The organism is Paenibacillus sp. Y412MC10, from assembly GCF_000024685.1.
Lineage (GTDB): Bacteria > Bacillota > Bacilli > Paenibacillales > Paenibacillaceae > Paenibacillus_AQ > Paenibacillus_AQ lautus_A.
Genome location: NC_013406.1, coordinates 4123442 through 4137916, shown reverse-complemented (window position 1 = coordinate 4137916; position 14475 = coordinate 4123442). Strand labels below are relative to the sequence as shown.

11 protein-coding genes and 1 pseudogene are annotated in these 14475 nt (G+C 51.5%); all 12 read left to right on the top strand.

All coding sequences use genetic code 11. From position 1 onward, the window contains the following. The first annotated feature begins 21 nt into the window (after positions 1–21). Positions 22–1758 carry a sensor histidine kinase gene (locus tag GYMC10_RS17760; protein ID WP_015735799.1) on the top strand — a complete coding sequence of 579 codons (1737 nt, stop codon included), beginning with the start codon at positions 22–24 and terminating at the stop codon, positions 1756–1758. After that, positions 1736–3496 (top strand): response regulator, encoded by a 1761-nt coding sequence (locus GYMC10_RS33060; protein WP_015735798.1) that lies wholly within the window; start codon positions 1736–1738, stop codon positions 3494–3496. Before GYMC10_RS17760 ends, GYMC10_RS33060 begins: the two co-directional genes overlap by 23 nt. A gap of 201 nt (positions 3497–3697) precedes the next feature. Then, positions 3698–5026: an ABC transporter substrate-binding protein gene (locus tag GYMC10_RS17750; protein ID WP_015735797.1), complete on the top strand. Its 1329-nt coding sequence runs from the start codon at positions 3698–3700 to the stop codon at positions 5024–5026. Positions 5027–5132: 106 nt separating this feature from the next. After that, on the top strand, positions 5133–6059 hold the full coding sequence (locus GYMC10_RS17745) for a carbohydrate ABC transporter permease (RefSeq protein WP_015735796.1): 927 nt from the start codon (positions 5133–5135) through the stop codon (positions 6057–6059). A gap of 12 nt (positions 6060–6071) precedes the next feature. After that, positions 6072–6899: a carbohydrate ABC transporter permease gene (locus tag GYMC10_RS17740; protein ID WP_015735795.1), complete on the top strand. Its 828-nt coding sequence runs from the start codon at positions 6072–6074 to the stop codon at positions 6897–6899. Then, positions 6899–7867 carry a phosphoglycerate dehydrogenase gene (locus tag GYMC10_RS17735; RefSeq protein WP_015735794.1) on the top strand — a complete coding sequence of 323 codons (969 nt, stop codon included), beginning with the start codon at positions 6899–6901 and terminating at the stop codon, positions 7865–7867. Before GYMC10_RS17740 ends, GYMC10_RS17735 begins: the two co-directional genes overlap by 1 nt. Positions 7868–7907: 40 nt before the next feature. Then, entirely contained in the window at positions 7908–8837 is a 930-nt protein-coding gene (locus GYMC10_RS17730) for a dihydrodipicolinate synthase family protein (protein ID WP_015735793.1), read from the top strand. Positions 8838–9035: 198 nt separating this feature from the next. Further along, a complete protein-coding gene (locus tag GYMC10_RS17725; RefSeq protein WP_015735792.1) occupies positions 9036–10391 on the top strand; it encodes an extracellular solute-binding protein in 1356 nt (451 codons plus the stop codon). Between the two features lie 280 nt (positions 10392–10671). Further along, positions 10672–12945 carry an FIMAH domain-containing protein gene (locus GYMC10_RS17720; RefSeq protein ID WP_041622012.1) on the top strand — a complete coding sequence of 758 codons (2274 nt, stop codon included), beginning with the start codon at positions 10672–10674 and terminating at the stop codon, positions 12943–12945. 297 nt (positions 12946–13242) lie between these two features. Then, the gene (locus GYMC10_RS17715; protein ID WP_015735790.1) at positions 13243–13917 is read left to right on the top strand and encodes a hypothetical protein; all 675 of its coding nucleotides are present in this window, start codon (positions 13243–13245) and stop codon (positions 13915–13917) included. Between the two features lie 24 nt (positions 13918–13941). Continuing rightward, complete coding sequence (locus GYMC10_RS17710; RefSeq protein WP_015735789.1) at positions 13942–14298, top strand: hypothetical protein; 357 nt, start codon at positions 13942–13944, stop codon at positions 14296–14298. 57 nt (positions 14299–14355) lie between these two features. Then, positions 14356–14457, top strand: a pseudogene (locus GYMC10_RS33330) (acetyltransferase); the annotation flags it as partial. Positions 14458–14475: the final 18 nt, after the last annotated feature.

The window sequence follows — 14475 nt, the reverse complement described above, 5'->3', positions numbered from 1 at the left end:
TGACACGGGGGTATGTTTTTGATGAAGCGGTTAAGAACAAGTACGTTTGCCAAGCTTACAACATTGCTGGCGGTCCTGGTTATTCCGATTATTTTGCTGTATGCCTACTCCCATCAGGTCAGCATCAACGTCGTCCGTTCGGCTGTGGAGGAGGGCCAGCGGAACCGACTGACGTTTTTCATGAGTCAGATGGACACCATGATCGATCAGCTAACGAAATATTCGGTGATCGCGAGCAATGATGACGGGATTAAGAGTTATCTGGCGGAGCGCTCAGGTAGCACTCCCATGGAACGAATCGACAGCCAGCAGCGGATCACGGATATGTTGAATATGCAGATTGCAACTAGCAGCTGGGACAGCCAAATCCTAATGTACCTGACGCAGTATCGTGAATTGCTGACCACCGACTTGTCGGCAAGGTATGATGCCGAATACTTGGCTCATGCCCATAAGCAGAACTGGACTTATCATCGGGATTCGCGAGGACAAGCTTTTTTTAGCTGGATGAGAACGTCCGCTTCTTCGCAGGATCTGATCGTGGAGGTCCGTTTCACCGACCAGAATCTGGTCAATATGCTGAATCGGTTGAAACAGGACGGGGACAGCGAGCCATTCCTGTATGCACCTGACGGAACCGTTATTGCCAACAGCACATCGGTCGAAGAAACGATACGAATGGCCGCCGGCACCCTGAACGAATTGCAGCTTGGGGAAGAGGGTAGCCGAATCGTGCAATCGGGGCAGGGCAAATATGTAATGAATTACGTCTTGTCCAGCAGTTTGGGCTGGTATCTGGTGGATTTCGTCCGGCTGGACAGCGTATATTCCCCAATCACCTTAAGCAGCGTCCTCTTTTATATTTCCGTATCGCTCCTGCTTGTTCTTGTCTTACTGCTGACCTTGTTGTTGTACCGCAATGTCCAGCGTCCGATTTCCCGCCTGCTTCATGCGGTGAGAAGGATCAGGGACGGTCAATACATGACGCGTCTGAAGGATGTGCCGAAGAACGAATTCATGTATCTGTTTCACTCCTTCAACAACATGGCAGAGCAAATCGAGGAGCTCATCGAACGGGTGTACAAAGAGTCTTTGCGATCCAAGGAAGCGACGCTTAAGCAGCTCCAATCGCAAATTAACCCTCACTTCCTGTATAACTGCCTGTTCTACATCAAAAACATGGCCAATCTTGGCGATAAGGAAGCTGTCGTGGCCATGGCCCTGAACTTGGGGGAGTATTACCGGTACACGACGCGACTGGAAAAACCGACCGCGCCCCTTGAAGAGGAAGTGAAGCTGGTTGACAATTATTTAACGATTCAGATGCTGCGGCTTCAGCGACTAACCTTCGAGATCGAGGTTCCTGACAGCATGATGCAGCTCGAGATTCCGCGTCTTCTGCTTCAGCCTATCGTGGAAAATGCCGTCATCCATGGGGTTGAGGATCAGTTGGATTTTGCGATGATTCATATTTCCGGAGAAATCGAAGGGAGTCGATGCCGGATCAGAATTGACAACAACGGCCAGGGCATGGACGTAGGCATCATCGACAAGCTGAAGCGACAGGTCGAAGAGCCTTTGAACGAAAGCGGGGGATTCGGCCTATGGAACATTCATCAGAGACTGGTCACCCGGTACGGCAAACATGCGGGCTTGGCCTTTTCAGAATCGCCGTCAGGAGGACTTCGCGTGGAAATATGCTGGGAAATGCCGAGTAGGGAAGGGAGGGATAACGTTGTATACATTGCTGATCGTTGATGATGAAGCAAGCGTGGTAGAGGGGCTTGCGCATACGATACCTTGGCAGAAAATCGGAATCGATGAGGTGCGCAAGGCATACTCCGCTTTCGAAGCGCTGGAAATACTGCAGACGCAGCCGGTCGACATCATGATTTCCGACATCACGATGCCACGGATGAACGGCCTCGAGCTTGTCGAGATCACGAAATCAAAATGGAAGCATATCAAAACGATCCTGCTGTCCGGGTATGCCGATTTTGCTTACGCGAAGGAAGCCATTACGCTTGGCACTTATGAGTACCTGCTAAAACCCGTCAGCGACGAAGTCGTACTTGAGAAAGTAGGCGGAGCTGTGGAATCGCTGCGGCAGGAGCGTGAGTCCAGCGAAACCTACAACCGTGCGGTTCAGGCTTTTCGAGCTAATCTGCCTCAAATTCGAGGCGAATTCCTGAATCAGCTGCTTCAAGGCATGAAATCACCGAAGAACGTTTGGGCCGAAAAACTGGAGCTGCTTGAAATGAAATCCGCCATCGGCAATCAAGCTGCCTTGATGCTCGTACGGATGGAGGACCGTCTGACGGAAATGAGTCCTTATGACTCCTCCATCATGGAGTACGCGATCGGTAACATGGCGGACGAGATCTTCGGGGAACGGTTTCGGTTGTGGCGATGCAGGGACATACACGGATATCTCGTCTTTTTTGTTTTTGAAGATATCAGTAAGTATAAACTTAGCAGTACAAGCAGCCTGATATCGCAAGAAAAGTTACCGCTAATGAAGGATTCGACGACATCCCCGAGTGGCTTCGATAGCAGCTTTTCTTATAGCGATGATTCGGCGGCTAGGGTGCACCCTCATGAGCATACAGAGGAGAATGAGCTCAAGCATTTCGCTGCACAGCTGCAGATGAATGTCAGCCGTTACCTGAAAGGAACAATCTCCGTCCTGATCGGAAAGCGAGGTTCCTTCCCGGAAGATGTCCGAAAGCTGTATCAAGACAGTCTTTTCGCTTTGCGCCGCCATATCGGCAGCCACAGTGATATGTTCGTTTACGCAGAAGATGAGGAGGAGCTGCATCCGGTCCGTTCCTTGCAAAAGTGTTATGAGCCTCCGCTGCTCCATCATCTGCTGGAATCCGGCAGTTGGAAGCAAATCCAAGAGAAACTTGAGCAGATCCTGAAGGAATTGTCGCTCGCGCACAGCCAATCGCAAGAGCATGTAATCGAAGCCTTTTTCTTTATATATTCCTCGCTAAGCGCATATGCGCACAAGAACGGACGCAGTCTGGCCGATATCGTCGGAGCGTCCCTTGCGGATGTAACGGGACTCTCGCAATGCACGACAGCGGCCACGCTCGGCAAATGGGTGGGCCAAGTTCTGCCTCTACTGGAGTCAAGCGCCGAACAGGCAACGCGCAGCGACAGGAGCGCTGCCGTGTCCCGGATGAAACGGTTCATTCGGGATCATCTGTCTCAGGATATTTCTCTGCAAGCCATCGCGGACCATATGTATATGCATCCGGTTCACGTGTCCCGCCTCTTTAAAATGGAGACCGGATTCAACGTGAGCGATTATGTGCTCCGGTTGAAAATGGAGCAGGCGGCCGAGCTGCTGGCCGACCACTCCTTGAAAAACTTCGAGATTGCCCTGAAGCTGGGATACCACAACCCGAATTATTTTATTCGGGTGTTCAAAAAGTATTATTCCGTGACGCCGCAAGAATACCGAAACAGTTTGGAAACCGGAATGCCGTAATAAAGCCTGTATTACCGTCCGTTTTCAGCCATGCATTTGGGCTGGAAGCGGGCTTTTTTTGTCTCATTCGGCCGCGGCTTTCGATTGCAGCATCATGTTAAGTAAGGAGAGCGGATGTTAAGCCTATATCATTTAACCCTGTTTATGAAGCCCTTACAATGAATGGTGTAAGGACATTCCACTATATGCTGAGGGGTGAACATGATGAAGATGAAGAAAAACTCCATACGATGGGTAACGGCAGCTTTAGTCATGATATTGATGGCAGGATGCAGCGTAGGGGGAACGGGAGGCAGCGGATCAGGGGATGCCGAGCCTGGCAAGGAAACCCTGACATTCTGGATGAAGAAGCAGATGTTTGAAGAGCAAAACCAGATGATCCAAGAGAGGGCAAAACAGTTCGGGGAAGAGCATGACGTGAATGTCAACGTGGAGTTTATTGCGTACGAGGACTTTTATCCGAAATGGTCGGCAGCCATCGAATCGGGTACTACGCCGGACGTCTCCTTCTTCGGCTACCAGGAAGTTGGGCAATTCTATGCCAAGGACGTTCTTGAGGATGTTACCGACGTTGTGGGCAGCGTGGAGAACGCAAACGGGGAAATACAGGACAGCCTGAAAACCTCCGTGACGTTCGAGGACAAGTTATACGGAGTGCCGTTCTGGACCGAGTCCACGGCATTATACTATCGCAAGGACATGCTTCAGGCAGCGGGTTACAGCGAGCCGCCTGGAACCTGGGAGGAATTCCGCGAAATGGCGAAGGCACTCACGGATTCTTCCAAAGGGATATACGGCGCAGGACTCGGGTACGGGAAAGGCAATTCCGATGCCGAATGGCTGACCCGGGCGATCATCTGGTCCTACGGAGGTTCCCTCGATACCGAGGACGGCAAGAATGTAGCGGTGAATTCGCCGGAAACTCTTCAGGCGGTTCAGTTGATCAGGGACATTTTCATCGAAGATAAGGTAACGCCTCCGAGCTCCATCGGATGGGATGACAGCGGCAACAACAAATCGTATTTAAGCGGCCAGTCGGCCATGATCTTCAACGTCGGCAGCTTGGCTGCGACGATCAAGAACGATAATCCCGAATTGTACGAGAATACGGGGATCGCCATGCTGCCCGCAGGACCGAAGGGAGCGGTAGTGCCTGGCATTAGCAACAATCTAGGCATATTCAAGGCATCTGCGAACAAGGAGCTTGCCAAATCCTTCATCGAATATATGACGGACAAAGCGTGGTACGGCCAGTGGGTGCAGAATGGAGCTCCATTGACCGGTCCGATTTACACAGACCTGGCAAACGAATCCGTATGGCAGGAGGAGAAGAACAAAGGATTCGTCGACTCCATCGCACATTTCGCTTTCCTTGGATACCCTGCGAAGTATAACCCGAAGGCTGGAGAGATTTATAACCTTCGATATGTCAACGACGTCTTCCAAAAGATGCTTTTGGATTCCGGCTTCACGGCTCAACAAGCAGTGGACGAATTACAGAGCAAGATCGAGGCGGTATACGCGAAGTAGGGTTATGACTTAACCGCGCATCAGGCTCCGCAGTCCGATTACAAGGCATCGATACAAGGTCCGTGGCTGCGGATGAGCCTGAGGCGTCAGAAAGAAGGTGCTCTCAATGAAAAGCTTGGAAGTCCAAACAACACCGGGGAAAACCCGGGCGCCTAGGCGGGAACGAAGTGATACAAGCAGCAGGCTGGCTTATCTTCTCATGAGTCCGGTGCTAATATATTTGCTGGCTGTCATGGCGCTCCCTTTTTGCTGGGCAGTCTATCTTAGCTTGACGAATAAAGTGGTCGGCGTTCCCGAAACGTTCATCGGCCTGCGAAACTATACGGAGCTATTTACCGATTCCGTGTTTTGGAAGGCGGTATGGAATACGGTTGTCTTTACGATGGTGGCCGTCATTTTGAAAGCGGTCTTCGGGATGATTATGGCGCTCGTGCTCAACGAGAATATCGTTGCTCGAAACTTTTTCAGGGTGATGCTGTTTCTTCCGTGGACCATTCCCACGATCGTCTCCGTATTTACCTGGCAATGGATTTATTCCGACGTCGGCGGCGTGCTGAATGCCATGCTCCTCAAAACAGGGCTCATCGACAGTCCCGTCGGCTGGTTGGCCACACCGGACCTGGCCATGTTCTCCGTCATTCTCGTCAACGTGTGGCGGGGCATTCCGTTTATGGGCATTGCCATATTGGCCGGCCTGCAGACGGTGTCCAAAGAGATGTATGAAGCCGCTATGCTGGATGGAGCGGGAGCGATCAAGCGCTTTTTCTACATGACGCTCCCCTCGGTAAAAGAAGTGACCATTCTGTCTTCCGTCATCACCACCATATGGACGCTGAACGACTTCGAGATTATCTGGCTGCTGACACGCGGCGGTCCAGACAATGGCACGCAGGTGTTATCCACGCTTAGCTATACCGTCGGCTTTCTGAACATGAGTCTCGGCAAAGCCATTGCGATTTCCCTCATTACGCTGCCGCCGCTGATCATGCTGATCCATTATGTGACCAAGCGTTCGCTGGCGTCCGACAAGTAAGGAGTGATCTTAATGAAGAATTCGCTCGGCAAGCAAATTACGGTATACTCGACGCTCGCGCTGCTGCTAATATTCGCGCTCTTCCCTTTATATTGGATGGTGATTACCTCCTTCAAATCCAACGGGGAGATCTATTCCATGACGCCTACGTTTTGGCCGAAGGAATTTCTCGGAACCGCCTACGATAAGCTGATCAACGAAAAGGGCTTTATGACGAATATCAAAAACAGCTTGTTCGTCTCATTGATCGTATCCTTGTTCTCGATCACGGTCAGCATGTTGGCTGCATATGCGATCTCCAAGCTCAGGTTTCGAGGAAGAAGCTTCATCTCCAAAAGCATTCTGTATGCGTACCTGATGCCTAGAGCCGTTCTGTTTATCCCGCTGTACATGCTGGTGACGGCCATCGGCATCAACAATTCCATCTACGGTCTCATGCTGATTTATCCGACGATCACGATTCCGTATGCTACGTGGATGCTCATTTCCTATTTTAGATCCATCCCGGACGAAATCGAGGAAGCGGCCATGATCGATGGATGTTCGCGAATCCGTACGATGACCAAGATCATTTTTCCGTTATCGGCTCCGGGCATTGCGGCTACCTTCATTTTTTCGTTCACGTTATGCTGGAGCGAATATCTGTATGCATTGGTTGTTGTCACAAAAGGCGCTGACAAGACAATCACGCTGGGATTGTCGGATATGATCGTCGGCGACGTCTTCGCGTGGGGACCCCTGATGGGTGGCTCCATTATTGCATCGATTCCGGTCATCGTGATGTATCTGTTTACATCGAAATATATGGTAAGCGGAATGACGGTAGGAGGAGTTAAATAATGAAGGCGAAAAAAGTGTTAGTAACGGCTACGAATTACTCCAAACTGTGCGCGGATGCGAAGGAGCTGCTCGAAAGCCATGGATGCGAGATCATCGAGAATCGTTTCGGACGTCCGCTGACGTTCGAGGAACTGAAGGAAGTGGTGGGATCGGTCGACGGCGTCATTGCCGGCGTGGATACTTGGAATGAGGCGGTATTCAAGCTTGCGCCGCGGCTTCAAGGCATCGCCCGTTTCGGCGTTGGCGTGGACAATATCGATTTGGGGGCTGCCAGGAAGTATGGGATACAAGTAACCAATGTACCACGAGGTAATGCCAACGCGGTGGCCGAACTGGCGATCGGATTGATGATCTCGGTCCGTCGGCACATTCCCGCGCTGGATCGATCGACGAAGAATGGCGGCTGGGAACGTTTTGTCGGTTCTGAGCTTGCTGGAGGAACGATCGGCCTTCTAGGGTTCGGGAATATCGCCCAGCTCACCGCGAAGAAGTTGAAGGGCTTTGATGTCGAGATTATCGCTTATGATAAATATCCAGATACAGCTAAAGCGTCGGAATACGACGTTACAATGACAAGTTTCGAGCATGTGCTGGCGCATAGCGATATCATCAGCATGCATTTACCCAGCGTGAAAGAGACGCACCATATTATGAATGACAAGGCTTTTGCCAGGATGAAACCATCCGCCATTTTCATTAACACCGCGAGAGGAGCCGTCGTGGATGAACAGGCGCTTTCACGGGCGCTGTCGACTGGAGTCATCGCCGGGGCGGCCATCGACGTCTACGAGTCCGAGCCCGTAACCCCCGGCCATCCGATTCTGCAAATCGGGAACCTGATAACGACGCCGCACACCGCAGCCGAGACTTTCGAGACGTATACGCGGGTCAGCATGATTACCGCTCAGGCATTGCTGGATATATTCGAAGGAAGGGAACCGCAAAATATACTGACTGCAAAAGAATAAAGTACAACCCATGATACGAACCATTCAGGAGGGGATGCATATGTATCAGATCATCACCGACGGCAACTGGCCGGTTATGCTAACGCCGTTTACGGAGCAGAACAATGTCGATTACGAGGCCTTGGAGCGCCTTATCGATTGGTATATCGAACGGGGGGCAGACGGACTCTTTGCCGTATGTCAATCCAGCGAAATGTATACATTGACTCTGGAGGAGCGCGTATTGATAGCAGCCTTCGTCAAAGCGAAGGCTGCCGGCCGGGTACCGGTCATTGCATCGGGTCATGTATCGGATGCGTTTGAGGATCAAGTAACGGAGCTGAACGCCATGGCTGAAACCGGCGTCGACGCCGTTGTCCTAATCACGAACAGGCTTGCCGCTGCTGAGGAATCCGATGATGTGTGGCTGGCGAATCTCGATAAGCTGCTCGGGCGTTTACCAGAACACGTCCCACTCGGATTATATGAGTGTCCAGCCCCGTATCGGCGGCTTCTGACGCCCGAGATGCTGAAGAAATGCTCCGATACCGGACGCTTCCGGTTTATCAAGGACGTGAGCTGCGACCTGCAGCTGATCGGGGATAAACTCGAGGCGGTCCAGGGCGGAGGCCTGAAAATCTTCAACGCCAATACGGCGACGCTTCTGGACAGCTACCGGCTCGGCGCTTTCGGCTTCAGCGGCGTGATGGCCAACTTCCATCCCGAGTTGTATGCATGGCTGTTCCGGAATTGGGAAAGCCAACCGGAAGCGGCAGGGGAACTGTCTGATTTTCTCAGTGTGTCGTCATTTCTTGAGAAGCAGCTCTACCCGGTGAATGCCAAGTATTACCTCATGCTGGAGGGCATACTGACAAACTATCGCTGCCGTTCGAGAAATCATGAGGAGTTCAGTGCCACCCAACGGCTGGAGATCGAGCAATTATACCGGATGTCCAAACAATATGCCCGGAAGTATCCCATTTTTACTTAAAACGATATCGGAAAAATACGTTGAAGTGTAAAGTCGCCTATCATGGCGGCTTTTTTTTGTAGTATTGTTATTTCAACGATTGTCTGCCCGGATACAGCTTTCACAGGATTTCATTTTGCCAAACGAGCTGAAGAGTGATTATACTATAAGAATGGATTGATGCAGCAAACCAGTTATGGTAAATAAAGGTGGTCTCATATGGCTAAATCCGACCGGTATACGTATCAAAATAAAATGAAGCACATGGTCACTGACCTGCGCCAACAAATTAAACGCGGCACTTACGCTCAAGGCGAATATCTACCATCGGAGATGACCCTGATCGAGCTGTATGGACTGAGCAAAAATTCAGTCCGGCAGGCGCTGGATCAGCTGGTTCAGGAAGAATTGATCGTGAAGGTGCCCCGTGTAGGCACCCAGGTAGTTGCAGCTTCCCGGCAAACCCGTAAGATTCGTTTCGGTTTGTATCCTTCCCTATATGCGGAGGCCGAAATGGAATATGTGCTCGCCTTATTTCAGGAGCGGCATCCGGAGGTAGCCGTGGAGATTGTGGACCTTCCCTACGAACATCCGGAAAGCATCGCCAATCTGATGAGGCTTGGCATTGTGGATGTGCTGTCCGTCAACATCCAGGATATGATGCATTTTCAGGAGAACGGCAGTACCGGTCTGTTTCACCGTCAGGAGCCGCGCGCGTCTACATATACTTTTTTGCACGGCCCGTTCATGGATGCCGAAGGCCGGCTGGCGGCGCAGCCGTTCATTCATTCTCCCGTGCTCTTGGCCTACAATAAAGAGCATCTGCGGGAAAAGCGCCAGTTCGAGCCGGACAGCAGTTGGGGCTGGGACGATCTCCAGCGAATGCTGCGTGAGCTGAGGAGCCCCGGGCGCTACAGCGTGGCTCTGCAACTGTACTCGTTGAACCGCTGGCCGATATTCCTCATGCAGCGTAGGGGCAAGGCGGAGATCGATGCTTCGTGGGGCCGTGCGGTCGAGGGGCTGTCTTGGCTTCGCGGACTGATTCACGAGGACGGCATGTTCCCGCTGGCCTTGGCCCAAGGCGCTTTTGAAGCAGAGAAGCTGTTCCGCGAGCAAAAGGTCTCTGTCATTCTGACGACCTATTATCTGCTCAACCAGCTGAAGGGAGCGACCTTTGAGTATGACGTGGCGCCTCTGCCGCATTTTGATCATGGGACAACCCTGCTATTGGGCACCGGAATCGGGGTCAGCGCGTGCTCCAAGGAGCGGGAGCTGGCCCAGAGCTTTGCCGATTTCCTAGTCTCTGACGAAGTGCAGGAATACATTCGCAGGCATACTTTCAGCATTCCGGCGAACCGTTACATCACCGAGAACGTAGATCCGGAGATGGAAGGACGGCCGTCCCGCCTCAATCTGCACCGAGAAATTGCCCCGCTGTATAAGACCTGCAGAGATGTAGGACTTAGCCTGGACGAGATGCTGTTGTTCCGGGAACGGCTGAAGCAATACTTCTCCTACCTTGTAGACGAAGGGGAACTGATATCCGTGCTGAGCAGGAAAACGGCAGGGACCTAAATGGCTACGAAAGCTGCGACCGATGAGGTCGCGGCTTTTTTTTGAGTTATCGTTTTCTCTATGGATAACCAGATAAGAACCAGTTGACAGACAGGTAGGTGTATGCTAAATTCTTTGCAAATATACGAACTACATAAATACCAGAGAAGCATGAACAACACTTCATAACGGAGGAGGGATGCCGCGATCCTTGCTAGGTAAACGCTCGAGTTGCCCTTATAGGTCGGTCCATTTGATTGATTTTGGCAGTACACTCCATACCAGAAATGAGGATGAATTGATGAACGTTACCCACAGCAAACCTCTAGCGAAGAAGGGACTCCGTCATCTATGTCTCACCATTTGCGTCACATTGCTGACTGCGGTTTTCTTCCCGGCAAGCGCCTCGGCGGAAATCGGCAAAACCTACAGCGACCCTATCGATTTGGGCTCCCCGATGCAAAGCGTTGCCATATATGACGGGGCCTTTGGCATACAGGACGGACGGGAGGTTATTTATACGACGGTGTCCGGCAAGCCGGCTATTTTTCATGTCATTGATCTGAAAACCAAAGAGGTGCTGAGCACGCATCCGCTAACGGGTTCCGAAAGCTCGTGGACGCATTTGACGACCCCGGACGGCACGGTGTATATCGGAGGCAACGGCACGCTGTACGCCTACTCTCCGGTCACGAAACAGCTGAAAAATTTGGGCGGCATCGGTGAGCAGGTTGTTTACGGCCTGTCCCACGATGAACAGGGCCGTGTCTACTTCGGTTCTTACCCGAATGCGAAAGCGGGCCGCTACGATCCAGCTACAGGGGAAATGAAGGACTACGGCATCGTAGGCACGGGCCAAAGCTACAGCCGTTCCACGGCATATCATGGCGGATATCTGTATGTCGGCATCGGGATTGAAGGCAGCATTGTAAAAGTGAACGTGGCGACTGGTGAGAAGGAAACCATCCAGCTTCCGTCCTATAACGGAGCGGTAGACATCGGCATGGTGAACCAGCTGGACGTTGCGGGCAAATATTTGGTTGCCGGCATCGGCAAAGGCAACAGCGGGCTTCTGTTCTATGACCTGGAGCTGCAGCAATGGAGCGATACCTACCATCTAAACAATAAAGGCATCCGCCTCTCTTACGGGCCCGAGGGCAGCAATAAAATCTATTTCGTTCAGAATAACCATCTGATGGAAGTGGATTTGAATACCCTTGCTGCTGTTGACACCGGCGTCGTGTACGGAACGTTCCTGCGCAATACGGCCTGGGTGGAGGTGCCGAACGATCCGGATCTTCCGGGTGTTTCGCTTGCAACCGTTCAATTCGGAGGCAGCGTCGCTTACATGAATCTGACGACCAAGCAGGTCAAAGCCGTACCTTATCCGGTGAAGGGCAACCCGATTCCTGTTCAAACCATGGAGACCGGTCCGGATGGACGGCTGTTTATCAGCGGTTATCCTGGCGGCACAGGGTCCGCGTATTCCATCGACACCGGAACCTTCGAAACCTTCCCGATGGGTCAGTCGGAGGGCATGGTCGCCATGAACGGCAAGATGTATATGGGCGTATATCCGGGTGCTGATATTTTCGAATACAATGCGGAAAATCCGACCCAGCGCAAGAGCTTGTTCAAAATTACCGGTCAGGACCGTCCGTTCATCATGAGAGCAGCGGAAGGTAAACTGTTCATCGGCACCATTCCGGACTACGGCAAGCTGGGCGGCTCCCTGACGATCTATGATCCGGCGAACGGCAGCCAGTATACCGAATACAAAAACGTCATCAACAATCAATCGATTGTCGGCATTGCGGTAAAAGACGGCAAGGTATATGGCTCAACCACCGTTGCCGGCGGACTGGGCATCACTCCTTCCGAACCGGCTGCCAAAATGTTTGTCTGGGATATCGCGACGGGCAAGGTGGAGAAGGAATGGGTTCCTTCTATTGAAGGTGCTTCTCCTACGCCGCATATTATTAGCGGAACCAGCTTCGGTCCGGACGGACTGCTATGGGCGGCTTACGACGGAACGCTCTTTGCCGTAGATCCGGACACCCAGGAAATCGTAAAAAGCAAAACGATTTACGAAGGCGTGGAGAAATACGGCAACTGGCGTCCGGTGTACATTCGCTGGAGCGAGGACTGCCTCATGTATCTGACGCTTGCCGGTCACGTCACCGTGGTTGACCCGGAAACGATGGAGCATCAGACGCTGGCGGAATCCCAGCATGTGAATCTCGGACACGACGGCGATATTTATTACACGAACGATACGCAATTGATGAAGATTGAAGTGTCGGATGCTGCAGCATCGGATACGATTGGGTCTCTGATGGACGATATTCAGTCCTGGAAGCAACAAGGCGTTATCAGTCATTCCCTGAGCCAGCAGATCGGCAATGCGCTGAAACAAGCGGAGCTGAAGCAGAAGCAAGGGAAGCAGGAACAGGCCGTGAAACACCTGAATGATGCGCTCAAACACCTGAATAAAGCTAAAATCGACACGATTACCGAAGAGAAGCGTTCGGAAGCGGAGCAGCGCATTCAAGACTTCATTGGTGAATGGTCCTGATTGAATCAAGGATATGACGGTAGGTTGAACCTCCGCCAACCATAACGGAAATTTTCATGACAAAAAGTCGCCAATCTGGCGACTTTTTTGTTCCTGCGATGCAAGCGCGTACCTTTGGAGAGAGACGAACCTATCAACACAGCCGTCTTAGGTGATGGCCCATTGTTAACCGAAGCCAATGAAAGGAGATTTGTGTGTTAATATAGTAACGTGTTTAGCTGAGGAGCATTCGGTCGGTGAACGTTCGATACCAGAACCTTAATAACGAGCATAACGGCGAGAAGGAGAAGGGGACATATGGATAAGCAGACGTATGCACGGTATCTGCTCAACCTGATGGATGAAGAAGCAGATTCCGATGAGGCCGTGATTGAAGAAGCAGCGTTATATGGATATTTTCAAATGTATATGCCTAGCGGAAAAGGGGTGGAGGCCACCTTTGAGCCGCTTGAGGATGGACATGCTTACTTGCGGCGGATCTCCCGGATTTACGAGATGCTGGACCCGGAGGATTTTACCGGAGGAACAGTGCCGGCCTATTTTAACGGCAAAGGGGCTGAGGAGTCCGAGGATGTATTGAGAGGGTATGGCGAGCAGTTTATTCGGGAGTTAAAGCAGCTGCTGGATACTTTTGCGAAATGGGAACGTGCAGCGGATGCAGTCGCCTACCTGGATGGAATCGAAAAAATCGAGCTTCTTCCTCCAGGGAAAATAGACACCGTCCGTGATTCATATGATCCCGATGTCTATGAGGCGCTGACCGAAGTGATTATGGAGCACAAAAATGAAGAGGAGCCTATAGAGATTCTGGATGAGGCTTATTATTCGATTGCCTGCGAATACTGGATCTCCTACTATTTGCAGTGGCACCGTTACGGGCTAAAAGGCGACCCGTTCGCGCCGTATTTCGAGCTGTACAGATTAGGGTATTCGGCTGTTTTCTCAGACCAGAAGCTGTATATCGGCACATAGCCTATAAGGAGGAGGGAAGTCTTGATGACAGCGGCTAAGATGTTTTCGACGATCAGCGCAGGCAGCTTTTTTGAAAAGGTCTGCGATAACGAAGTGGATTGGGATGCCGAATTAGATGCGCGGGACACGCATGAATTTGACTCGGCATGGAACTCAAGTTACGAGAAATTGCATGAACTTAGTCCCACTGAAAGTCAGACAACCCGAGATATTCGGGAATATGCATTCAAGCAAACGTTCAGGATCACCCGGAATGCTGAACTGGCGGGTTATGTATCCGACGACTTGTGCCTGATTTCCACGGCGCTGGAGAACAACGTTCAGATTGAATTTATCAATAACCTATGGAACTCCTATCTTAAAGGGAAATTTCCGACATGATCCTAAAAATGAAAATGCAATGTTCATTAGCCGGGCTAACAGACACTTGAATTAGGAAGTGGATGCCCCGATACCAAGGACATACCCGATAATGTGGTCGTCGGGGGCAATCCAGCCAGGGTGATTAAGGAAATCGAAATCCGAATGACGGAAGCGTGAACCGGAAAGTGTCCAAGA